At 71.1% G+C, this 21,247-nt stretch carries 26 protein-coding genes; 16 read left to right on the top strand and 10 right to left on the bottom strand.

All coding sequences use genetic code 11. The features are described 5' to 3' along the window. The first annotated feature begins 138 nt into the window (after positions 1-138). Positions 139-1,968, top strand: coding sequence for a bifunctional metallophosphatase/5'-nucleotidase (locus tag ACZ44S_RS10095; RefSeq protein WP_466926597.1), 1,830 nt, complete (start codon positions 139-141; stop codon positions 1,966-1,968). An 87-nt stretch (positions 1,969-2,055) separates the two neighbouring features. Here the strand turns inward: ACZ44S_RS10095 and ACZ44S_RS10090 are convergent, their stop codons facing one another. Together ACZ44S_RS10090 and ACZ44S_RS10085 are read right to left on the bottom strand one after the other, a co-directional pair. After that, positions 2,056-2,235, bottom strand: a complete 180-nt coding sequence (locus tag ACZ44S_RS10090) for a DUF1737 domain-containing protein (RefSeq protein ID WP_466926595.1) — start codon at positions 2,233-2,235, stop codon at positions 2,056-2,058. A gap of 83 nt (positions 2,236-2,318) precedes the next feature. Then, a complete protein-coding gene (locus tag ACZ44S_RS10085) occupies positions 2,319-2,942 on the bottom strand; it encodes a DUF7691 family protein (RefSeq protein WP_466926593.1) in 624 nt (207 codons plus the stop codon). Between the two features lie 148 nt (positions 2,943-3,090). On the opposite strand from ACZ44S_RS10085, the gene ACZ44S_RS10080 reads away from it, so the two are divergent. Further along, positions 3,091-3,369, top strand: a complete 279-nt coding sequence (locus ACZ44S_RS10080) for a hypothetical protein (protein WP_466926591.1) — start codon at positions 3,091-3,093, stop codon at positions 3,367-3,369. Here ACZ44S_RS10080 and ACZ44S_RS10075 read toward each other — a convergent pair. From ACZ44S_RS10075 to ACZ44S_RS10055, 5 genes are all read right to left on the bottom strand, one after another. After that, positions 3,366-4,823 carry a sensor histidine kinase gene (locus ACZ44S_RS10075; RefSeq protein ID WP_466926589.1) on the bottom strand — a complete coding sequence of 486 codons (1,458 nt, stop codon included), beginning with the start codon at positions 4,821-4,823 and terminating at the stop codon, positions 3,366-3,368. The two genes, ACZ44S_RS10080 and ACZ44S_RS10075, sit on opposite strands and share 4 nt — an antisense overlap. Continuing rightward, entirely contained in the window at positions 4,820-5,554 is a 735-nt protein-coding gene (locus ACZ44S_RS10070) for a response regulator transcription factor (protein WP_466926587.1), read from the bottom strand. Before ACZ44S_RS10070 ends, ACZ44S_RS10075 begins: the two co-directional genes overlap by 4 nt. 88 nt (positions 5,555-5,642) lie before the next feature. Beyond that, positions 5,643-6,704 carry a S1C family serine protease gene (locus tag ACZ44S_RS10065; RefSeq protein WP_466926585.1) on the bottom strand — a complete coding sequence of 354 codons (1,062 nt, stop codon included), beginning with the start codon at positions 6,702-6,704 and terminating at the stop codon, positions 5,643-5,645. 114 nt (positions 6,705-6,818) lie between these two features. Beyond that, positions 6,819-7,841, bottom strand: a complete 1,023-nt coding sequence (locus ACZ44S_RS10060) for a LacI family DNA-binding transcriptional regulator (protein WP_466926583.1) — start codon at positions 7,839-7,841, stop codon at positions 6,819-6,821. Between the two features lie 107 nt (positions 7,842-7,948). After that, complete coding sequence (locus ACZ44S_RS10055) at positions 7,949-8,728, bottom strand: response regulator transcription factor (RefSeq protein ID WP_190166530.1); 780 nt, start codon at positions 8,726-8,728, stop codon at positions 7,949-7,951. A gap of 191 nt (positions 8,729-8,919) precedes the next feature. On the opposite strand from ACZ44S_RS10055, the gene ACZ44S_RS10050 reads away from it, so the two are divergent. The 8 genes from ACZ44S_RS10050 (at position 8,920) to ACZ44S_RS10015 (ending at position 14,547) form a co-directional block, all read left to right on the top strand. Further along, positions 8,920-9,792 carry an alpha/beta hydrolase gene (locus ACZ44S_RS10050; RefSeq protein ID WP_466926580.1) on the top strand — a complete coding sequence of 291 codons (873 nt, stop codon included), beginning with the start codon at positions 8,920-8,922 and terminating at the stop codon, positions 9,790-9,792. Positions 9,793-9,829: 37 nt separating this feature from the next. Then, positions 9,830-10,099: a MoaD/ThiS family protein gene (locus ACZ44S_RS10045; protein ID WP_466926696.1), complete on the top strand. Its 270-nt coding sequence runs from the start codon at positions 9,830-9,832 to the stop codon at positions 10,097-10,099. Positions 10,100-10,102: 3 nt separating this feature from the next. Then, positions 10,103-11,182 (top strand): hypothetical protein, encoded by a 1,080-nt coding sequence (locus ACZ44S_RS10040; RefSeq protein ID WP_466926578.1) that lies wholly within the window; start codon positions 10,103-10,105, stop codon positions 11,180-11,182. Positions 11,183-11,867: 685 nt separating this feature from the next. After that, entirely contained in the window at positions 11,868-12,608 is a 741-nt protein-coding gene (locus ACZ44S_RS10035; RefSeq protein ID WP_466926576.1) for an LmeA family phospholipid-binding protein, read from the top strand. Between the two features lie 196 nt (positions 12,609-12,804). Continuing rightward, on the top strand, positions 12,805-12,915 hold the full coding sequence (locus ACZ44S_RS10030) for a putative leader peptide (RefSeq protein WP_466926573.1): 111 nt from the start codon (positions 12,805-12,807) through the stop codon (positions 12,913-12,915). 122 nt (positions 12,916-13,037) lie between these two features. Continuing rightward, positions 13,038-13,883: a sulfurtransferase gene (locus ACZ44S_RS10025; protein ID WP_466926570.1), complete on the top strand. Its 846-nt coding sequence runs from the start codon at positions 13,038-13,040 to the stop codon at positions 13,881-13,883. Between the two features lie 31 nt (positions 13,884-13,914). Then, positions 13,915-14,202, top strand: coding sequence for a DUF1416 domain-containing protein (locus ACZ44S_RS10020; protein WP_004986406.1), 288 nt, complete (start codon positions 13,915-13,917; stop codon positions 14,200-14,202). A gap of 84 nt (positions 14,203-14,286) precedes the next feature. Beyond that, positions 14,287-14,547: a DUF3099 domain-containing protein gene (locus ACZ44S_RS10015; protein WP_466926567.1), complete on the top strand. Its 261-nt coding sequence runs from the start codon at positions 14,287-14,289 to the stop codon at positions 14,545-14,547. A 4-nt stretch (positions 14,548-14,551) separates the two neighbouring features. Here ACZ44S_RS10015 and ACZ44S_RS10010 read toward each other — a convergent pair whose 3' ends face one another. Continuing rightward, positions 14,552-14,914 (bottom strand): DsrE family protein, encoded by a 363-nt coding sequence (locus tag ACZ44S_RS10010; protein WP_190166523.1) that lies wholly within the window; start codon positions 14,912-14,914, stop codon positions 14,552-14,554. A 275-nt stretch (positions 14,915-15,189) separates the two neighbouring features. On the opposite strand from ACZ44S_RS10010, the gene ACZ44S_RS10005 reads away from it, so the two are divergent. Genes ACZ44S_RS10005 through ygfZ form a run of 3 tightly spaced genes read left to right on the top strand, consistent with a single transcriptional unit; the run spans position 15,190 to position 17,217 of the window. Then, positions 15,190-15,765 carry a heme-binding beta-barrel domain-containing protein gene (locus ACZ44S_RS10005; protein WP_466926563.1) on the top strand — a complete coding sequence of 192 codons (576 nt, stop codon included), beginning with the start codon at positions 15,190-15,192 and terminating at the stop codon, positions 15,763-15,765. Between the two features lie 39 nt (positions 15,766-15,804). Continuing rightward, on the top strand, positions 15,805-16,242 hold the full coding sequence (locus ACZ44S_RS10000; RefSeq protein WP_190166521.1) for a Fur family transcriptional regulator: 438 nt from the start codon (positions 15,805-15,807) through the stop codon (positions 16,240-16,242). Between the two features lie 9 nt (positions 16,243-16,251). Further along, positions 16,252-17,217 (top strand): CAF17-like 4Fe-4S cluster assembly/insertion protein YgfZ, encoded by a 966-nt coding sequence (gene ygfZ, locus ACZ44S_RS09995; RefSeq protein ID WP_466926560.1) that lies wholly within the window; start codon positions 16,252-16,254, stop codon positions 17,215-17,217. A gap of 10 nt (positions 17,218-17,227) precedes the next feature. Here the strand turns inward: ygfZ and dtd are convergent, their stop codons facing one another. Continuing rightward, complete coding sequence (gene dtd, locus ACZ44S_RS09990; RefSeq protein ID WP_466926558.1) at positions 17,228-17,653, bottom strand: D-aminoacyl-tRNA deacylase; 426 nt, start codon at positions 17,651-17,653, stop codon at positions 17,228-17,230. 177 nt (positions 17,654-17,830) lie between these two features. Between dtd and ACZ44S_RS09985 the strand changes: the two genes are divergently transcribed. Both ACZ44S_RS09985 and ACZ44S_RS09980 read left to right on the top strand, forming a co-directional pair. Next, positions 17,831-18,463: an RsiG family protein gene (locus ACZ44S_RS09985; protein WP_466926555.1), complete on the top strand. Its 633-nt coding sequence runs from the start codon at positions 17,831-17,833 to the stop codon at positions 18,461-18,463. A 69-nt stretch (positions 18,464-18,532) separates the two neighbouring features. Beyond that, on the top strand, positions 18,533-19,789 hold the full coding sequence (locus ACZ44S_RS09980; protein ID WP_466926553.1) for a GNAT family N-acetyltransferase: 1,257 nt from the start codon (positions 18,533-18,535) through the stop codon (positions 19,787-19,789). Positions 19,790-19,963: 174 nt separating this feature from the next. Here the strand turns inward: ACZ44S_RS09980 and ACZ44S_RS09975 are convergent, their stop codons facing one another. Next, positions 19,964-20,149 (bottom strand): hypothetical protein, encoded by a 186-nt coding sequence (locus ACZ44S_RS09975; protein WP_466926551.1) that lies wholly within the window; start codon positions 20,147-20,149, stop codon positions 19,964-19,966. A 171-nt stretch (positions 20,150-20,320) separates the two neighbouring features. On the opposite strand from ACZ44S_RS09975, the gene ACZ44S_RS09970 reads away from it, so the two are divergent. Continuing rightward, entirely contained in the window at positions 20,321-21,235 is a 915-nt protein-coding gene (locus ACZ44S_RS09970; protein WP_466926549.1) for a winged helix-turn-helix domain-containing protein, read from the top strand. Positions 21,236-21,247: the final 12 nt, after the last annotated feature.

Here is a 21,247-nt window from a genome sequence, read left to right as displayed (position 1 = left end):
GGCGCCGGAGGGTGCCGCAACGCGGGCGGCAAGGGTGCCGACGAAAGATAAACCAGGTCGTAACCCTGAAGCCCCTGTCGCGCTACGCGCGTTGACTCTAGGCTGCGCCGGTACCCACTCGGACCCACAGGGGGGCGCATGCCAGCCACATCCCCGGCGCACCACCAGCGCCGCAGACGCCGTACGAACCGTCTCCTCGCGACCGCCGCCGGTGTGCTCACCGCCGGAGCGCTGGCCGCCGCGGCCCTGCCCGGATCGGCGACCGCGGGCGAGAACCACGACCGCAAGGGCCCGTCGCACGGTCACCACCACGGCCGCTACCAGGACGTCCAACTCCTGTCGTTCAACGACCTGCACGGCAACCTGGAACCCCCGTCGGGCTCCTCCGGCCGGGTCACCGAACTCCAGCCGGACGGCACGACGAAGACCGTCGACGCGGGCGGTGTCGAGTACCTCGCCACGCACCTGCGCGAGGCCCGCAAGGGCAACCGCTACTCCATCACCGCCGCCGGCGGCGACATGGTCGGCGCCTCCCCCCTGATCTCGGGCCTCTTCCACGACGAGCCCACCATCGAGGCGCTGAACAAGCTCGACCTGGACGTCACGTCGGTCGGCAACCACGAGTTCGACGAGGGCGCGCGCGAGCTGGGCCGCCTCCAGAACGGCGGCTGCCACCCGGTCGACGGCTGCTACGCGGACAAGAAGTTCAAGGGCGCCGACTTCCCGTACCTGGCGGCCAACGTCCTGAACGAGAAGACGAAGAAGCCCCTCCTCAAGCCGTACTGGGTGTGGAAGCAGAAGGGCGTCAAGGTCGGCTTCATCGGCGTGACGCTCGAGGGCACCCCGGACATCGTCTCCGCCGAGGGCGTGAAGGGCCTGTCCTTCAAGGACGAGGTCGAGACGATCAACAAGTACGCCAGGGAGCTGCGCCGCAAGGGCGTGAAGTCCATCGTGGCCCTCATCCACGAGGGCGGCTTCCCGGCCTCGTCCGCCTACAACTACGACTGCGACTCCCCGGGCGCCGGCGACGGCATCTCCGGCCCGATCGCGGACATCGCGAAGAACGTCACGCCGGACGTGGACGCGCTGGTCACCGGCCACACCCACGCGGCGTACGCCTGCACCATCCCCGACCCGTCGGGCAAGCCGCGCACGGTCACCTCGGCCGCGTCCTTCGGCCGCCTCTACACCGACACCACGCTGACGTACGACCGCTGGACCGGTGACATCGCCCGTACGGCGGTGAAGTCCGCGAACCACGTCGTCACCCGGGACGTCCCCAAGGCGCCCGACATGACCCGCCTGATCGAGAAGTGGAACACCCTCGCCGCCCCCATCGGCAACCGCCCGATCGGCTACATCTCCGGCGACATCGTGCGCGACGGCACGGAGTCCCCGCTCGGTGACCTCATCGCCGACGCGCAGCTGGCGTACGGCAGGACGCTGGACCCGGAGACCGACCTGGCCCTGATGAACCCCGGCGGCATCCGCGCCTCCCTCACCTACGCTGCCGGTGGCGGCGAGGGCGACGGCGTGGTGACGTTCGCCGAGGGCTTCACCGTCCAGCCGTTCGCCAACACGGTCAACCTCCAGGACTTCACCGGGGCGCAGGTGATCCAGGCCCTGAAGGAGCAGGTCAGCGGCCCGAACGAGGCGGCCCCGAAGATCCTCCAGATCTCCTCCGGCCTGACCTACACCCTCGACCTGACGAAGACGGGCGCGGACCGCGTGGTCACGGACTCGATCCGGCTGAACGGCTCGCCCATCGACCCGGCCGCCACCTACCGCGTCGCGACGAACAGCTTCCTCGCGGGCGGCGGCGACGGCTTCCCGACCCTGGGCGAGGGCACGAACGACCTGGTCGGCCTCGACGACCTGGCCGCCCTCGAGCAGTACCTGACGGCCAACTCCTCGGCCACGTCCCCGCTCACCCCACCGGCGGCGGACCGCATCACGATCGTGCAGTAAGCAACCACCACCGGGGCCGGTACAGGACGACACCACGTCCCGTACCGGCCCCGGCGCATGTCCGCCTGTCCCGCGGACCGGAAGCCGCTAGTCGACCCACACCACAGCCTGCGCGACGATGACCCGCTCACCGTCGAAGGTGACGGCAGGCCCTTCGTGCAGCCTGTACCCCATCTCCAGGGCCTCGCTCACCCGCCGGCAGAACGCCGCGTCATCGGGTCCGGTCAGTACGCGGTAGACGGGCAGCCCGTCGGGTGGTGTCGACATACGCCCACCGTGTCACACGAGTTGAGCGAGCAGACGGGGAAACGGGCAGCCCCCGGCCCACCCCCCCAGCCTCATGACGGAGGTCAGTAACGGAAGCCGATGACGCCGAAGCCCGGCTGGGCCTGGGCGTGCCGCAGCCACCCGATGCACTGCATGACCGCGTCCACGACGTCGGGCTCGAGGGGCGGCGGGTCCTGGCGCCCCTCGTCGACGGCCCGTTTGGTCGCCTCGAACTGTTCGAGCGCCTCGGCTATGCGCTCCGGCCTCCACTCACCGCAGTCCACGACGTAGGTGGACGGCAGCGGGGCGGGCAGGCTGCCGAAGCCGAAGTCCTCGACGGACACGGCGGTGATCCCCAGGGCCTTCATCCCCTGGTCGACGACCGACAGCCAGTCGCCCCGGTGGGGCGTGAAGCAGTCGTTGGCCAGGAACGACCCGGTGAGCGAACAGAGCCGCTCGTAGGCGTACGCGTACTGGAAGGCATGCTCCCCGCCCGCGCTGAAGGGCCCACCGTGGACCACCGCGTGCAAGGCCTCGTACGCGGTGGGCGCACCCTCCTGGATGCTGCTCCGGAACTGTTCGTCCGCGTGCTCCAGTTGGCCCGCGAAGTTGGTACGGATCACCTCGAGCAACTGGTCGTCGCGGGAGCCGATGAGGGCACGCGTGGCGGCGACGTCGAGCAGGTAGACACTCAGCGAAGAACTCATGCGACGAATCTAGATCCCGCCACTGACATCCCGACGCCGACCGGCCGCTTCGCGCCAACTGCCCTAGCTGCGCGCGACAGCAGCGCGGGGAGACCCGCCGGTGCGGGGGCCGTCGAGTGGCCCGGATCCATTGGCGGGACAGGAGCGCGTGGGCACGCCGGAGCGGGCAGCGGGGATGGCGCTCGCGGTTCTGAATCCGACCATCGCCCCGCTGATCACGATTCTCTGGATACGCGGAATGCTGATGAATCGTCGACGAACTTTGCGTCAGATGCAGGTCATGCGCCACGGCCGGGCACGGTTCAAGGGTATAGAGGACTTCTTCCGCGAGATGACGGACGGTGCGCCCGAGCGGCTGGGGCAGGGCGCAGAGGCGTGGGAACAGGTGCGGGTGCTGGCCGGACGGTTGGGGGCGGCGGGCTTCTAGGGCACCTCCGGTGGTGGGGTCGGAGCACCCGGGAGGTGGATGGTGGCCGTGGTGCCGGTGCCGTCGGCCGGGGTCAGGGTGACCGTGCCGCCGGCCTGGTGGACCGTGCGGGCCACGATCGACAGGCCGAGGCCGGAGCCGGGGAGGGCGCGGGCGGTGGGGGAGCGCCAGAAGCGGTCGAAGACATGGGGGAGTTCGTCCGGGGGGATGCCGGGGCCGTGGTCGCGGACGGTGAGTACGCCGTCGGCGAGGCGGACCTCGACGGTGCCGCCGGGCGGGCTGAACTTCACCGCGTTGTCCAGGATGTTGACCACCGCCCGCTCGAGCGCCGCGGGCTCCGCCCGTACGTACCAGGGGTGCACGTCCGCCGTGACGGTCAGTTCCGGGCCGCGGAGCCGGGCCCGGCGCAGCGCCGACTCGACGGTGTCGTGCCACGCGACGATCCGGGTGCGGCCCGCGTGCTGGCCCGTGTCCGGGCGGGACAGCTCCTGCAGGTCGCCGATGAGGGCGGCCAGTTCCGTCATCTGCGCCTTGACCGAGGCGAGCAGCGCCTTGCGGTCCTCGGCGGGCAGCGGACGTCCCGTGTCCTCGCTGCGGGTGAGGAGCTCGATGTTGGTGCGCAGGGAGGTGAGCGGGGTGCGCAGTTCATGGCCCGCGTCCGCGATGAGCTGCTGCTGGAGGTCGCGGGAGCTGGCCAGGGACGAGGTCATGCTGTTGAAGGAGCGGGAGAGGCGGGCGATCTCGTCGTCGGCGTCGTCCTCCACGGGGATGCGGACGCCCAGGTCCTCGGTGCGGGCCACGTGCTCGACGGCCTCGGTGAGCCGGTCGACCGGGCGTAGTCCCGTACGGGCGACGGCGAGCCCCGCGGCGGCGGAGCCGAGCACGCCGATGCCCGAGACGAGGAGCAGCAGCAGGGCCAGCTCGTTGAGCGTGGACTGGGTGTTGCTGAGCGGCACGGCCACGACGAAGGCGTAGTCCTGGACCACGGCCCGGCTCAGCGGGCCGGTCTTGACGGTGACGGCCGTCGTCAGCACGCGGACCCGGGTGCCGTCGCTGTCGGTGCCGTTGCGGAAGAACCCCTCGCCCGGGTCCGGGTCGGCGGCCACGTCCTTGTCGCCGCCGGTGACGTCGACCGCGGCCGCGGAGTAGGGCAGCACGCACACCCTGCCGTCCGAGCGGACCAGTTGGGCGTACTGCTTGCTGCGCGGGGTGATCGTGCCCGTGTCGGAGGGCTCGGGGACGCAGGCGTTGGTGAGCTGCTCGAACTCCTCCTGCTGGAGGGTGAGCACCGACTCCTTCAGATCGTTGTCGACCTCGTCGTACAGCTTCCCGCGCACGATGAACCAGCAGGTCACCGACACCGCCGCCACCGCGAACGCCACGGCCGCCGCCACCAGCAGGGACAGCCGCGCCCGGATCGGCAGCGAGCGGAAGCGGCGGAGGGGAGCGGTCACTCCGCGCCGCCCTGCCGCAGCGCGTACCCCACCCCCCGCACCGTGTGCACCAGGCGCGGCTCGCCGCCGGCCTCGGTCTTGCGGCGCAGGTACATGACGTACACGTCGAGCGAGTTGGAGGACGGCTCGAAGTCGAAGCCCCAGACCGCCTTGAGGATCTGCTCACGGGTGAGCACCTGCCGCGGGTGGGCCATGAACATCTCCAGCAGGGTGAACTCCGTACGGGTCAGCTCCACCGGACGCCCGCCGCGCATGACCTCCCGCGTGGCCAGGTTCATGGTCAGGTCGGCGAAGGTGAGGACGTCGGCCGACTCGGCGGAGGCGGCCACCGCCGCCGCGTAGGAGCTGCGGCGCAGCAGCGCCCGGATCCGGGCGAACAGCTCGTCCAGCTCGAACGGCTTGACCAGGTAGTCGTCGGCCCCGGCGTCCAGCCCGGTCACCCGGTCGCCGACGGTGTCGCGGGCCGTCAGCATCAGGATGGGCGTGGTGTCGCCGGTGGCGCGGATACGGCGGGCGGCGGTGAGGCCGTCCATGCGGGGCATCTGGATGTCCAGCATCAGCAGGTCCGGCCGGTACGCCGCCGTCTTCTCCAGCGCGTCCGCGCCGTCGACGGCCACCTCGGTGTCGTACCCCTCGAAGGCCAGGCTGCGCTGGAGCGCTTCGCGCACCGCCGGCTCGTCGTCGACGATCAGGATGCGCTGGGGGGCACGGTCGCCTTCTGCGGAGGTCATGGTGTGTCGGGTTCCTCTGTCTGCGCCGGGAGCGTGGCCATGAGGCCCTGTACGGATCCTCAGCCTCGCACGTTTCGCGGGGTGCGCGTCAGTTCGTCGAGCCGGAGCGCAGGGACGGCAGGTCCGCCTTCACCGTGTCCACCGGGATGGCGAAGCCCAGGCCCACGCTGCCCGCCGCGGACGAGTCCGCGCCGCTGGGTGCGTACATCGCGGAGTTGATGCCGATGATGTTGCCGTTCATGTCGATCAGCGCGCCGCCGGAGTTGCCGGGGTTCAGGGACGCGTCGGTCTGGATCGCCTTGTACGTGGTCGTCGAGCCGCCCGTGTCGCCGTTGAACTCCCGGCCGCCGAACTCGAACGGCCAGTCGCCGCCCTGCTGTCCGGGCCGCTGACCCTGGCCCTGGTCCGTCGAGACGGTCACATCGCGGTCGAGGGCGGAGACGATGCCGCTGGTCACCGTGCCGGTCAGGCCCTCGGGGGAGCCGATCGCCACCACCTGGTCGCCGACCTGCACACCGTCGGAGTCGCCGAGCGTGGCCGCCTTCAGGCCGGACGCGTTCTCCAGCTTGATCAGCGCCAGGTCCTTGCTGCTGTCGGTGCCGACGACCTTCGCGGTGTACGTCGTGCCGTCGTCCGTCCGCACCTTGATCGAGGACGCCCCGGCGACGACGTGGTTGTTGGTGATGATCTCGCCGTCGTCGGTGATGATCACGCCGGAGCCGGTCGAGGAGCCGGCGTTCGAGGTCGCGTTGATCTCGACGATGCTGGGGCTGACCGCCTTGGCGACGCCGGACACCGTGCCCTTCTGGCTCGACGGTACGACGTTGGTGCTGGTGGAGCCCGAGGTGGCGACGGTGTCGGAGCCGGTCAGTTCCTGCACACCGTAGGCGGTGCCGCCGCCCACGGCCGCCGCGACGATCGCCACGGCCGCGAGCAGTGCGCCGGGGCCCCGGGTGCGCTTCCTACGCGTGGGCTGCGCGTGTGGCTGCGCCTGTGCTTGTGCCTGCTCCGGGGCCGGGGCCGGGGCCGGGGTCGGGTTCGAGGGCTGCGCAGGCGTCGGTGCGTATGCCGGCGGGGGCGGCCACTCGGGGTTCACCTGGTGGGAGTTGCTGCTCTCGTACTCGCCGCTGGGGCGGTGGCTCTCGGTCATGCTCATGAGCGTCGCGCGCGACGATGAGAACACCCTGAGTGCCCGCTGAGAAGCCCGACAGAAGGGCGTATGCCCGATATAAAGGTTCACGAGGTCCGGGGGTTCCCGGGGGGCCTACGCGCAGCCGCAGGACTGGCGTACCACCAGGCGGGACGGGAACACCTTCAGGCGTTCGCGGCGCGAGCCCGCCACCCGCAGGCCGTCGTCGAGGACGAGGTCGACCGCCGCGCGGGCCATCGCCGGACGGTCGGAGGCGACCGTGGTCATCGGCGGGTCGGCGAGCGCCGCCTCCTTGATGTCGTCGAATCCCACGACCGCCAGCTCACCCGGCACGTCGATGCGCAGCTCCCGCGCGGCGCGCAGGATGCCGATCGCCTGGTCGTCGGTGGAGCAGAAGACCGCCGGCGGGCGGTTCGGTCCGGAGAGGATCTCCAGGCCCACGCGATAGGCGTCGTAGCGGTTGTACGGCGCCTCGAAGAGGCGGCCCTCGGTCGGTATCCCGGCCTCCTCCATCGCGCGCCGCCAGCCCTCGACGTGGTCCGAGACCGGGTCGCCGACGGCGGGGGTCTCCGCGGTGCCTCCGACGCAGGCGACGTACGCGTTCCCGTGTTCCAGCAGGTGGCGCACGGCGAGCTGGGCGCCGCCGAGGTCGTCCGTGACGACCGCCACGTCGTCGATGGCCTCCGGGCGCTCGTGCAGCAGGACCACCCGGGCGTCCCACGCCTCGATCTCCGCGGCGGCCAGGTCGTTCAGCGCGTGGCTGACCAGGATCAGACCGGAGACGCGCATCCCGAGGAAGGCGCGCAGATAGTGGACCTCGCGCTCCGCGATGTAGTCGGTGTTGCCGACGAGCACCATCTTCCCGCGCTCGGACGCCGCCTGTTCGACCGCGTGCGCCATCTCCCCGAAGAAGGGCTGCCGTGCGTCCGGGATGATCAGGCCTATGAGGTCCGTGCGCCGTGACGCCATCGCCTGGGCGACGCGGTCGGGCCGGTACCCCAGCTCCTTGATCGCGGCGAGAACGCGCTCGCGCGTGGCCGGGGCGACCGGCCGGGGTCCGTTGTTGATGACATAGCTGACGACGGCGGTGGACGTACCCGCCAGCCGCGCCACATCATCCCTGGTTACCTTGGCCACGCGCGGAGTCTACGCGGATATATTCGGTCCGGGCAGGGCGTGAAGAGGGTTCCGAACAGCACGGAAACGGCTCGTATGTGCGAACGCAACGCTCATGCGTGCGCCCTTCACGCCCGTGAGTGGGCCTCGGCGGCTTTCCCCGCGGCCGTCTCGTCCGTATCCGATGGTTTTTGCCGGTCGGCCTTGGCCTTCGCCTCCTCGGCCGCGCGCTCCACCTTTTCGGGCGTAACGAATCGATAACCGACGTTCCGGACCGTGCCGATCAGCGACTCGTGCTCGGGGCCGAGCTTGGCGCGCAGACGCCGTACGTGCACGTCGACCGTGCGGGTGCCGCCGAAGTAGTCGTAGCCCCACACCTCCTGGAGGAGCTGGGCGCGGGTGAAGACCCGGCCGGGGTGCTGCGCCAGATATTTCAGCAGCTCGAATTCCTTGAAGGTCAGGTCGAGGACCCTGCCCTTGAGTTTCGCGGAGTAGGTCGCCTCGTCGACCGACAGGTCACCGTTGCGGATCTCCATCGGGGAGTCGTCGTTGACGATCTGCTGGCGGCCCATCGCCAGGCGCAGCCGCGCCTCCACCTCGGCCGGGCCCGCGGTGTCCAGCAGCACGTCGTCGATGCCCCAGTCCGCGGTGACGGCGGCCAGACCGCCCTCCGTCACGACCAGGACGAGCGGGCAGCCCGGACCGGTGGAGCGCAGGAGCTGGCACAGGCTGCGCACCTGCGGGAGGTCCCGGCGGCCGTCGACGAGGATCACGTCGGCGCCGGGGGTGTCGACCAGGGCCGGGCCCTCCGCGGGGGCCACGCGCACGTTGTGCAGGAGCAGGCCGAGGGCAGGGAGCACCTCCGTCGACGGCTGGAGCGCGTTGGTCAGGAGCAGCAGCGAGCTCATCGCGTCTCCTCACCTGCTCGGAGCCGGGTCGTCCTCAAGTCGTGCACGGTTCGCTCTCCCATGACGTCTGGTTCCTCCTCGGTCCCTGCGATGGGGGCGCGCCTTCCCGCGTTCGTATACAACGCTTCCGAAAGCACAAAAGGACCCGGGGGCTTCGCTGCCCGAGTCCTCTTCGCAGCAGAATAGCCGACATGAGCACCGATCGGGCAGGTCATGTGGCGCGGCCCACGATTCGTCCGTATTCCGAGACGGGCGGGGTGACGCGCGGCGCCGCTCCTTTGCGGAGGTATCTGCGAACTGCGGACGGAGTGGCGATCGATTCCGTGTACGAACCTGGAGCCGATTCCGTCGGTGATCTGGTTTTCGTGATCGCGCACGGGTTCACCGGGGATGCGGACCGGCCGCACGTGCGGCGCGTGGCGCGGGTGTTCTCGCGGTACGGCGGTGTCGTGACGTTCTCCTTCCGGGGGCACGGGGCGTCGGGCGGCCGGTCGACCGTGGGGGACCGGGAGGTGCTGGATCTCGCGGCGGTGGTGGGGTGGGCGCGGGAGCTGGGGTACGCGCGGGTGGCCACCGTCGGGTTCTCGATGGGGGGCTCGGTGGTGCTGCGGCATGCGGCGGTGAGCGGTCGGGGCGGTCGGGATGGTCGGGGCGGTCGGGGCGGTCGGGACACTGGGGTTGATGTCGTTGTCTCCGTGAGTGCTCCGGCGCGGTGGTTCTATCGCGGCACCGCGCCCATGCGGCGGCTGCACTGGCTGGTGACCCGGCCGTCCGGGCGGCTGGTGGGGCGGTACGGGCTGCGGACGCGGATCCATCACCGGCAGTGGGATCCGGTGCCGGTGTCGCCGGTCGAGGCGGTGCCGCGGATCGCGCCGACTCCGCTGCTGATCGTGCACGGCGACCAGGACGCGTACTTCCCGCTCGACCATCCGCGGATGCTGGCGGCTGCCGCCGGGGAGCACGGGGAGCTGTGGGTCGAGCCGGGCATGGGGCACGCGGAGAACGCGGCGCCGGAGCCGTTGCTGGGGCGGATCGGGGACTGGGTGGTCGCCCGGGCGGGCTAGCCTGACGGTGTTCATGTCCACCGAGAGGAACCAGCAGATGGCAAAGGTCACGGTGCGGTACTGGGCCGCCGCCAAGGCCGCGGCCGGGGTGGCCGAGGAGGCGTACGAGGCGGACACGCTGGCCGAGGCGCTGGATGCCGTGCGGGGGCGGCACTCCGAGGGCTCCGGAGGCGTGGAGCTGACGCGGGTGCTGATGCGGTGCTCGTTCCTCGTTGACGGTGATCCGGTGGGCAAGCGCGCGCATGAGACGGTACGGCTGGCCGACGGCGGCACGGTCGAGGTGCTTCCGCCGTTCGCAGGAGGGTGAGCGATGACGAACCAGCCGTACGGGTCGTACGGGGGCGGCCAGGAGCCGTACCAGGAGCCCTACCAGCAGCCGTACCAGCAGCCGCAGCCGCAGGCTTGGCCCGGGCAGCAGCAGGGGTACGACGATCCGTACGCGGATCAGCAGTACACGCAGCAGTGGCAGGGGCAGACGTGGGAGACGCAGATGCAGCCGCCGGTGGCTGCGTCCGCCGTGGTGGAGGAGACGTCGTATCTGCCTCCGCAGCAGGCACCCGCGCCGGGGGCCGCGCCGGGGGCCGCGCCGGGGGCCGCGCCGGGGGGCGGGCCCGAGTACGGGCCGGCCACGTTGGGCGGGAACTCCCGGGTCACCGACGCACAGCGGGCGCGCGCGGAGGGGCGTTCGCCGATCATCGAGCCCGGGATGCAGCCCGCGGTGCTCACGGCGGTGCTGGGGGCGCTGCTCGCGGGTGGGGCGGCGCTGGGTACGTATGCGCTGCTCGTGCCGCTGGTGGTGCTGCAGGGGCTCACGGCGGCGGGCTGGTTCCGGCTGAACGGCATGTGGCCGGCTCGGCAGGGGATCGCGCTGGGGTTCCTGGGCGCGCTGGTCGCGGACGTGGCGCTGCTGGCGTCCGACCGGTCGCCCGGGGCGATTCTGGGGACGCTGGGGGTGTGGGTGCTGCTGTCGCTGGTGTTGCAGCTGCGGTCGCACGCGGATCCCGATGAGCGGATGTACGGCCTGATGGCGACGGTCGCCGCGGCGGCGCTGGCGATCGCGGCGGGCGGGTATCTGGCGGCGGACGCGGATGCGGTGACCGTGGGAGCGGTTGCTGTGGCGGTGTCGATGGTGGCGCGGGCGCTGCCGCTGCCGACGGCGGCGTCCGTGGTGGTCGCGCTGGCGGCTGCGGCGGGGGCGGGGTTCGCGGTCGGGGGGATGGAGGCTTCGGGTGCGGGGCTGGGTGCGGGGGCGGCGGTCTGTGCGCTGATCGGTCACCGGGTCGCGAGCTACGACTATCCGTCGCGCTTCGTGCACTTCACAGCGGGCGTCGCCCTGCCGCTGGCGGCGGTGGGGCCTGCGGTGTACGTGCTGGGGCGCGTCGCCGCCTGACGCCTGCGGCGCAGCTGCGGGTGGGGTGGGGTGCGCGTAGCGCCCACGGTGGGTGGGTGGTGCGGGGCCGGGCCGGGGGTGTCCGTCCTCGGACTGGCGCGATGGGGTTTTCTGGTGGGGGTGCGGGGTGCGGACGCGCCAGCCACTGCGGGCGGACACCCCCGTCCCGTCCCCTCCCCGCCGTCGGCGACCGCCCCACGCCCACCACGACCCGCGCCTCGCGCCGTACGCGACTGCGGGCAGTCGCACCACCACTCCCACGGCCTCAGCCGCGATCCGCGCACAGTCGCACCGCCGCCCCCTGCCGCTTCCGCGGGCGTCGCACCGCTGTTCCCGCGGCCCCCTGCCGTTCCCGCGGGCAGTCGTGCCGCAGGGCGATGGGGGTCCCCCCGCTCGAGCGAAGTCGAGAGTTGGGGAGGGGGCGCGACGGCACCCCGTAAGCGCCGGGCTGCGCAGACGCCCCCCCGGTCCACACCCGCGCACCTCGCCGCGCGCCGGGGCTGCGCAACCAACCCCCGGCCCGCACCCACGCCGTGTGTGCGACCCACCCGCCGCAAGCCCGTGCCTGTCACAGGTGATCCACAAAACCCCAGCTCCCACAGCCGCCCGCGTTACCCTCGCGCCAGGACGGCCGCCCGGTCGTCGGGGAACGCCGTCGACACCAGCCAGGTGGGGGAAACACCGCATGCGCGCACTGCGAATACTGCTCATCGTCGTCGTGATACTGGGCGGAATCTTCGTGATCGTCGACCGCATCGCGGTCAACTTCGCCGAGGGCGAGGCGGCGGACCGTCTGAAGGCGAACGAGAACCTCGCGTCCACCCCCGACGTGTCCATCAAGGGCTTCCCCTTCCTCACCCAGGTCGCCGGCGGCACCCTCGACGAGGTGCAGGTCGGCATCGAGGGCTACGAGGCCGGCACCGGCGACGGCGCCGAGAAGATCCGCATCGGCGATCTGCGCGCCGACATGAAGGGCGTCGACTTCTCCAGCGACTTCAGCTCGGCCACCGCCGACAGCGCCACCGGTACCGCGACCGTCGCGTACGACGAGCTGCTGAAGACCGCCAAGTCCGAGCCCACCCAGGTGGCCCCCGGAGTCACCGCGAAGGTCATCGGGCTGTCCGACGGCGGCAACGGGAAGATCAAGGTCGCGGTGGAGGCCACCGTGCTCGGCAACAAGCTGCCCGAACCGGTCTCCGTGCTCAGCTCGGTGACGGTCGTGGACGGTGACACCGTGCGGGTGAAGGCCGACGCGCTGCCCGAGTTCGGAGGGGTCCAGCTCGCCGAGTCGCGGGTGCGCAGGATCACCGACTTCCAGCAGAAGATCGACGGACTGCCCGGTGGGATCCGCCTGGACAAGGTCGAGGCGGCCGAGAACGGCGTGGACATCGCGGTGAAGGGTTCCGACGTCCGTCTGGTCGGGTAGGGAAGGGTTTGGCGGGGGTGGTGTCCGTCAGGCGAGACGCCGGTGTCCGTAGGGCAGATGGCGGGGTGGGTGCGCGGGCGGCGCGGGCGCGCGGACAGTGACTTTCCGGGGAGGGCGTACCGCATCGCGGACGATCTCGTCTCAGCATGCGACACATCGGTGACACGCCCGCCCTGACCTCCCTACGATCGACCCCATGGAGTGCCGGACGAGCGTCGTCCCCATGCCGCGGGGACAGGCGGATCTCACGAAGCGGCGGGCAGTGGACCTGTGCCGTGTCGCCGCCATGCTCTGTCGCACCTTCTGAGCGGACGCGTCGCCGTCCGCAGCCCCTCGCCTCGCCCGTAAGGGCGCCCGTGCGCCTGCCCCCTGGGTGCGCACCCCTCTCACTCGCACGCCCCGCCGCAACTGCCCCGGAGGAGAAACAGCATGAGCCGCAGCGACGTCCTGGTCGACGCCGATTGGCTCCAGGAGCACCTGGACGACCCGACCATCGCCATCGTCGAGGTGGACGAGGACACCACCGCCTACGAGAAGAACCACATCAAGAACGCCATCCGGATCGACTGGACCCAGGACCTGCAGGACCCGGTCCGCCGTGACTTCGTCGACCAGGCGGGCTTCGAGAAGCTCCTGTCGGACAAGGGCATCGCCAACGACCAGACGGTCGTCCTCTACGGCGGCAACAACAACTGGTTCGCGTCGTACGCCTACTGGTACTTCAAGCTGTACGGCCACGAGAACGTCAAGCTCCTCGACGGCGGCCGCAAGAAGTGGGAGCTCGACGCCCGCGAGCTGGTCCCGGGCGACGAGGTGCCGGAGCGTCCGAAGACCGACTACAAGGCCAAGGCCCAGGACACCTCCATCCGTGCCTTCCGCGACGACGTCGTGGCCGCCATCGGCGCCCAGAACCTCGTCGACGTGCGTTCGCCCGACGAGTTCTCCGGCAAGCTGCTCGCCCCGGCCCACCTGCCGCAGGAGCAGTCGCAGCGTCCGGGTCACGTCCCGACGGCCGCCAACATCCCGTGGTCGAAGAACGCCAACGACGACGGCACCTTCAAGTCGGACGAGGAGCTCAAGGAGCTCTACGCCGCCGAGAACGTGGACCTGGCCAAGGACACCATCGCCTACTGCCGCATCGGTGAGCGTTCCGCGCTGACCTGGTTCGTGCTGCACGAGCTGCTCGGCGTGGAGAACGTCAAGAACTACGACGGCTCCTGGACCGAGTACGGCTCCCTCGTCGGCGTGCCGATCGAGCTCGGCGCCGGCAAGTAATCCCTCCCGACCGACCTTTCAGGAGTAAGACATGTGCGGTGCGAAGGCCGGCGGCCCGGACGCCTCGACGATCAAGCCCGGTGAGACCACCATCCAGGGCCAGGTGACCCGCGACGGCGAGCCGGTGACGGGCTACGTCCGTCTGCTGGACTCGACCGGTGAGTTCACCGCGGAGGTTCCGACCTCCGCCACCGGACAGTTCCGCTTCTACGCGGCGGAGGGTACCTGGACCGTCCGCGCCCTGGTGCCCGGCGGCACCGCCGACCGCACGGTCGTCGCCCAGCAGGGCGGTCTGGCCGAGGTCGCGATCGCGGTCTGACGCGAGAACGGCTGAAGGGCCGCATCCCACGGGTTGGACGCCCGGGAAGCGGCCCTTCGGCATGTCCGGACCTACGCTGGACGCATGTACGCGCGCAGGCGGCATGTCTACTTCGTCATGATGGGCACCTGCATCGGGCTGTTCGTCCTGGCGTGGGGTGTGGTGCGGCTCTGGTCGGTGCCGGCGGCCGTGGCGATGTGCCTGGTGGCCATGGTCATCCCGCCGCTCGCCGCGGTCGTCGCCAACCGGCGGGGACCGGACGACCGCTGGTGGGACGACCCGTCCGGCGACCCGAAGTCCGACGAGTGGTGGGACGAACTGGACGGCAGGAAGCGGCCTCGGTAGCCGCTCAGTAGACGAGGGCCTGGGTGTCGTCCGCCAGGGACTCCTGGACGAACACCTGCGCGCCGGCGATGCGTACGCCCTCGATGACGTCCTTCTCCGTGATGTCACGGCGGGCCGCACACTGGGTGCACAGGGTGACCCGGCCGGTCGCCAGGACGGAGTCCAGCAGATCGGGCAGCGGCGCGGCGTGCGGCAGCTCGAACTCCGCGGCACGGCCCGGCAGCGCGAACCACGCGGACTCCCCGGTGAGCCACAGGGAGACCTCGACCCCGCTGGCCGCGGCCACCGCGGCCACGGTGAACGCCTGCGAGCAGCGTTCGCGGGCGTCGGTCCCTGCGGTCACCTTGATCACGAGCTTTTTCGCCATGACCGAATCGTAGTCGGGGGGCTCCGACCCGGGTGCCGGGCGTCGGACGCGGCGCGGGCGGCACCTCGCACGACGGGGGCCGGGACCGGCCGCGTAAGCTTGGTGGCCGGCCCCGTGCACACCCTCGCACTTCCCGCTCAAGGAGCACCTCGTGGTTATCTTCTTCGAAGCCCTGCTGGTCCTCGTCGCCGTCGGCGTTCTCGCCTTCGCCGGGCTGACCGTGAAGAAGCTGTACCAGGGCCAGCGCTGATCACCGACGCCAGGAAGTTCCGCTCATGATCGAGATCCCGTCCGACCTGCACAAGGACCTCGTCCCGCTCGCCTTCCTGCTCGGGAACTGGGCGGGTGCCGGCGTGCACGACTTCCCCGGCGCGGAGAAGTGCAACTTCGGTCAGGAGGTCACCTTCACCCATGACGGCAGGGACTTCCTCGAGTACGGCTCCCGCACGTGGGTGCTGGACGGCGACGGCAACAAGGTGCGGCCGCTGGAGTCCGAGCACGGCTTCTGGCGGATCGACGCCGGCCGCAAGGTCGAGGTGACGATGACCCGCGACGACGGGGTCATCGAGATCTGGTACGGCGAGATGGCCGAGGGCAAGCCGCAGATCGACCTGGTGACCGACGCCGTGGCCCGCACCGCCGCCGCGCAGCCCTACACCGGCGGCAAGCGGCTGTACGGCTACGTCAAGAGCGACCTGATGTGGGTCGGCGAGAAGCAGACCCCCGAGGTCGAGCTGCGCCCCTACATGTCGGCGCACCTGAAGAAGGTCGTCACGCCGGAGGAGGTCGAGCGCTGGGCCAAGGCCCTGCCCGACGACATGCCGGACGACGGGATCGCCTTCTTCAAGTAGGTCCGGGTCCCGGCCGCGCCACCCCCTTAGACTCGTGGTGTGGTGAGCACCGACTGGAAGAGCGATCTCAGGCAGCGCGGCTACCGGCTGACGCCGCAGCGCCAACTCGTGCTCGAAGCCGTCGACACCCTTGAGCACGCGACCCCCGACGACATCCTCGTGGAAGTGCGGAAGACCGCGTCGGGGGTCAACATCTCCACCGTGTACCGCACGCTGGAGCTGCTGGAGGAGCTGGGCCTGGTCAGCCACGCCCACCTCGGGCACGGCGCCCCGACCTACCACCTCGCGGACCGGCACCACCATCTCCACCTGGTCTGCCGTGACTGCACCAATGTCATCGAGGCGGACGTCGAGGTGGCCGCCGAGTTCACGGCCAAGCTGCGGGACACCTTCGGCTTCGACACCGACATGAAGCACTTCGCGATCTTCGGCCGGTGCGAGGACTGTGCCCGGAAGGCCTCAGCCGCCGAGTCGTAGGCTTGGCGTATGAAGAGCCCCCTGCTGACCCTGCCCGGCGCCGTCCCCGCCGAGGGCGTGGACGAAGGCGTGGCCGCCCACTACGGCGACCTGTTCCGCGAGCAGCGCGCCCTCGCCGACGGCACCGGTTTCGTCGACCTGTCCCACCGCGGGGTCGTCACCGTCACCGGACCGGAACGGCTGTCCTGGCTGCACCTGCTGCTCACCCAGCACGTCAGCGAGCTGCCGCCGCACCAGGCCACCGAGGCCCTGATCCTCTCCGCCAACGGCCACATCGAGCACGCCCTCTACCTGGTCGACGACGGCGAGACGGTCTGGGCGCACGTCGAGCCCGGCACCCAGGAGGCGCTGATCGCGTACCTGGAGTCGATGAAGTTCTTCTACCGGGTCGAGGTCGCCGACCGCACCGCCGACATCGCCGTGGTGCATCTGCCCGCCGGGTCCATCGCGGAGGTGCCCGAGGGCGTCGTGGTGCGCGAGACGCCGTACGGACGGGACCTGTTCCTGCCCCGCGCGGATCTGGAGTCGTACGCGGAGAAGGCGGGGCCGCCCGTCGGGATCCTCGCGCACGAGGCGCTGCGGGTCGAGCAGCAGCGGCCGCGGCTCGGCTTCGAGACCGACCACCGCACCATCCCGCACGAGCTGGGCTGGATCGGCGGTGCGGTGCATCTGCAGAAGGGCTGCTACCGGGGGCAGGAGACGGTCGCCCGGGTGCAGAACCTGGGGAAGCCGCCGCGGCGGCTGGTCTTTCTGCACCTGGACGGCAGCGAGGTGCACCTGCCCGTGGCGGGGACCGAGATACGGCTGGCCGACGACGGGCCGGACGGACGGAAGATCGGTTTCGTCACGACGTCCGTGCGCCACCACGAGCTGGGTCCGGTCGCGCTGGCGCTGGTGAAGCGGAACGTGCCGGTGGACGCGCGGCTGCTCGCCGGGGAGACGGCGGCCGCGCAGGAGACCGTCGTCGAGCCCTGAGCCGTGCGGCTCAGATCTCCAGCAGGACGGTGAACGGGCCGTCGTTGGTGAGCGACACGCTCATCCTCGCGCCGAAGCGGCCCGTCGCCACCGTCGCGCCCAGCTCGCGCAGCCGGGCGACCACCTCGTCGACCAGTGGTTCGGCGAGGTCGCCGGGGGCCGCGGCGTTCCAGGTGGGGCGGCGGCCCTTGCGGGCGTCGCCGTACAGGGTGAACTGGCTGATCACCAGGAGCGGGGCGCCGGTGTCGCTGCACGACTTCTCGTCCTGGAGCATCCGGATCGACCAGAGCTTGCGGGCGAGCTGTGCCGCCTTCTCCTTGGTGTCCTCGTGGGTGACGCCGACGAGGACGCACAGCCCCTCGCCGTCGATCGCGCCCACCGTCTCGCCGTCCACGACGACGCTCGCGCCGTCGACCCTCTGCACCACTGCACGCATACGACCATCATGCCGGTCGGCGAACAGACGGCCGACGGCGGCCCGCGCGGGACCCCGGTCGGGCTATTTTTACTCCTTAGCGCCCATCTGGGGCGGATCGGGGACACTCGCTCACATTGCGGCAGCTTGGGGTGGCACGATGCTGGCACATGCCGGTCGAGGGGACGGTTGAGGCACATGAGCACACGGGGAATCGGACAGCCGGTGACGGCCGTCCCGCCCGCCCACGCGGCCATCGGGGAGCGGGAGTTCCACCGGCCGCCCACACAGCGCACCGACAGCCCGGTGCTGTCCGAGGAGAAGCGAACGGCCGATCTGATGCTGCTCAGCCTGCCGGAGCTGCGCGCGGTGCGCCGTGACGCGCAGCGCGACGAGGCCGACCTCAGCTATGTGCGCAGGCTGCTCCAGGGGCGTATCGACATCCTGCGCGCGGAGCTGGCGCGGCGGGTCCCGGAGGGCGTGACCTCGGTTCCCGCGCCGGGGGACGCGTCGGTGGTGGAGCGGCTGTCGGAGATCCTGCGGGACGGTCCGGCCCGGCACCGTTCCTCCGCGCGGCATGTGACGCTGGGTACGCCGCGGAGCGAGGAGTACCGGCGGCTGGCGGCGGAGATGCTGGGCGAGGTGGAACTGTCCGACCTGGGCGCCCGCACGGACGGGGAGCTGAACGCCGCGATGGGGCGGCTCGTGCGGTACGAGCAGCAGGTCTCCCGGCGGCGGCAGGGGCTGCAGCGTACGGCCGACGAGTGCAGCGCGGAGATCGGGCGCCGGTACCGGGAGGGAGAGGCGCAGGTCGACGACCTGCTCGCGTGAGCGGGCTCCCGGCCGCGGGCGGGGAAAACCTCGTCGACACCCCCCGCGCGGCCGACCTACCGTGACCCCATGACCTCCCGCGCCGGCATCGACGTACGTCCCGTCACGGAGTCCGAGTTCGCCGACTGGAACCGGGCGCTGAACATCGGGTTCCTGCGGGAGCCCACCTCGGACGACGACATCGTCGAGGCGCGTCGGGCGCAGTTCACGCCCGGCCGGTGGATGGGGGCCTTCGACGGGGGCCGCTGCGTCGCCACGTTCCGTTCCTTCGCGCAGGAGCTCACAGCGGTCGGCGGGGCGGCCGTCGCGGCGGACGCCGTCACCAACGTGACCGTCACCCCGACCCACCGCCGCCGGGGCCTGCTGAGCCGCATGATGGAGCAGGACCTGGCCGCCGCGAAGGAGCGCGGGGACGTGGTCGCGACGCTGATCGCCGCCGAGTACCCGATCTACGGACGGTACGGCTTCGGTCCGGCCACCTCGACGACCCAGTGGACGATCGACGTGCCGCGCTCCGGTCTCGACCCGCGGTGGGCCGGCCCGGAGGACGGCGGGCGGATCGACCTGGTGGACGCGGAGGACGTCCGCGAGCTCGGCCCGGAGCTGCACGAGCGGCTGCGCCGGGCGCAGCCGGGTGCCGTCAGCCGTGACGAGCTGTGGTGGCGGATCACCACCGGGGCCGTGCGCTTCCACCCGACGTTCCACGAGCCGTTCTACGCGGTGTACCGCTCGGCCGGCGGTGAGGTCGAGGGCATGGTCGCCTACACCGCGGACGACAACTGGGGCGACGCCAAGCAGCCGTTGAACACGGCGCGGGTGAAGTGGCTGACCGCGGTGACCCCGGCCGCCGAGCGTGCGCTGTGGCGCTACCTGTGTTCGGTGGACTGGGTGGTGAAGGTGAAGAGCGGCTGGCGGGCCCCCGACGATCTGCTTCCGCACCTCCTGCCGGACCCGCGCGCCGCCGCCGTCACCACACAGGCGGACTGGCTGTGGGTGCGGATCCTGGACGTCGTACGGGCCCTTCAGGCGCGGACGTACGAGGCGGCGGGGTCGCTGGTGCTGGAGGTGGCCGACGGCGGCGGGCTGAGCGGCGGGCGGTACCGGCTGGAGGCGTCGGCGGACGGGGCCGGGACGTGTGTGCCGACCACCGAGGGCGCCGAACTCGCGCTGGACGTCGCCGATCTGGCCGTGCTGTGGCTGGGGGACGAGTCGGCGGTGCGGCTGGCGGCGCTGGGCCGGGTGCGGGAAGAACGAGCGGGCGCCGCCCGTCAGGCCGACGCCCTGCTGCGTACGTCCAGGCGACCGTGGTGCCCGGACAGTTTCTGAGCGCGATGTCCGTACGCGCCCCTGTTGCTGCCTCCTTCCGCCGACGTCGGGTGAGCACTCATCCGTAGCGAGCTGTTCAGTTGTGGTTGTGGTTGTGGTGCGGGTGGTGCAGCTGACGGGGCTCCCGGCTCCCCTCCGGAAGGGAGCCCGGTCAGCGGTTCGTGCGTGGTGCCGTCAGCCGGACTGGGCGAGCAGCATCACGAGGATGACCGCGCCGATGCCGCTGATCATGGTGTTGCGTGCCTTGATGCCCACGGTGAGGGCGACGAAGGCGATGATTCCCATCGGCCCGTACTTCCACTGGACGAGCTGCTCGAATCCGATGGCCAGGGCGGCGAGGACGATGGCGACGAGCGGCATGGCGGTCCCCCTTTGTCCGTGGCCTCCACCCGTCACCCTGTGGCCAACCCCTTCGTAGGCCGACCAGGTTGCGCGAGTTGGTGACCAACTTGTTCTTAGTTATCTCCTCTTGGAAGAGGCTTATAACCACCCTTCGCTGAACTGCCCGAAGATGGCGCGAAGTTGTAGTGTTTGGTTGTGGACCCGGAACACGCCTCCGTCACTGGACGGAAGAAGTCACAGCGGCCACAGAGAACACATCGTGAGGTGGCCGACGAGCTGCGCGCCCGGATCCGGTCCGGTGCGCTGCGGGCGGGCCAGCGCATGCCCACCCAGGCCCAGCTCGCCGCGGAGTTCGGCGTGGAGCGCCCCGCGGTACGCCAGGCGCTGCGCATCCTGCAGTCCGAGCAGCTGCTCACCAACGTCTCCAAGGGCGCCCCGGCGACCGTCGCCGCCCGTCCCGGCGGAGTGCCGGCCGGTCCCGCGGCACCGCCGCTGCCCACCACGGTGGCCCTCGCACCCAGGATCGCCGCCGCCTTCGAGGCCGAGCACGTCGAGATCGACGCCGTCTGCCTGACCTCCATCTCCCTCACGCTCGCCATCGGGGAGCCGTTGCGGCAGATCCACGCGGGGCGACTGAAACCGGCCAAGGTCGACGTGCGGGTGCTGCTGCCCAGCCGGGACATCGACCTCGCCTTCCCGGTGCCGGTCGAGGGACGGACGGGCGCCGACGATCCGCTGCACGAGCGGTGGTTGTCGATGCGCAACGCCCAGGGGCAGGTGCTCCGCCACAATCTGCTCGCACTGCGCGCCACGCACGGCATCGACGTGCGGGTCTCGTTCCGCGCGCTGCCCTTCACCCCACCGGTGAAGCTGTATCTGCTCAACAACGTGGAGGCGTTGTTCGCCTACTACACGGTGGCCCGCAGTCGGGCGCAGATCGACCACGAGAGCCTGGAGACGTACGACGCGCAGGGCATACGGTCGATGCTCTTCGCCTTCGAGCAGGGTGCGGGCCTGCGGGACACCACGTTCGTGGAACAGTCGCACCTGTGGTTCAACGCGCTGTGGGAGACCATCAGTTCGGAACTGGTGCTCACGAGCTGACGTCTCCCACGG

This window comes from Streptomyces malachitofuscus, from assembly GCF_055571035.1.
Note: the sequence above shows the minus strand (reverse complement) of the source record. Positions and strands in the feature narration are given on the sequence as shown.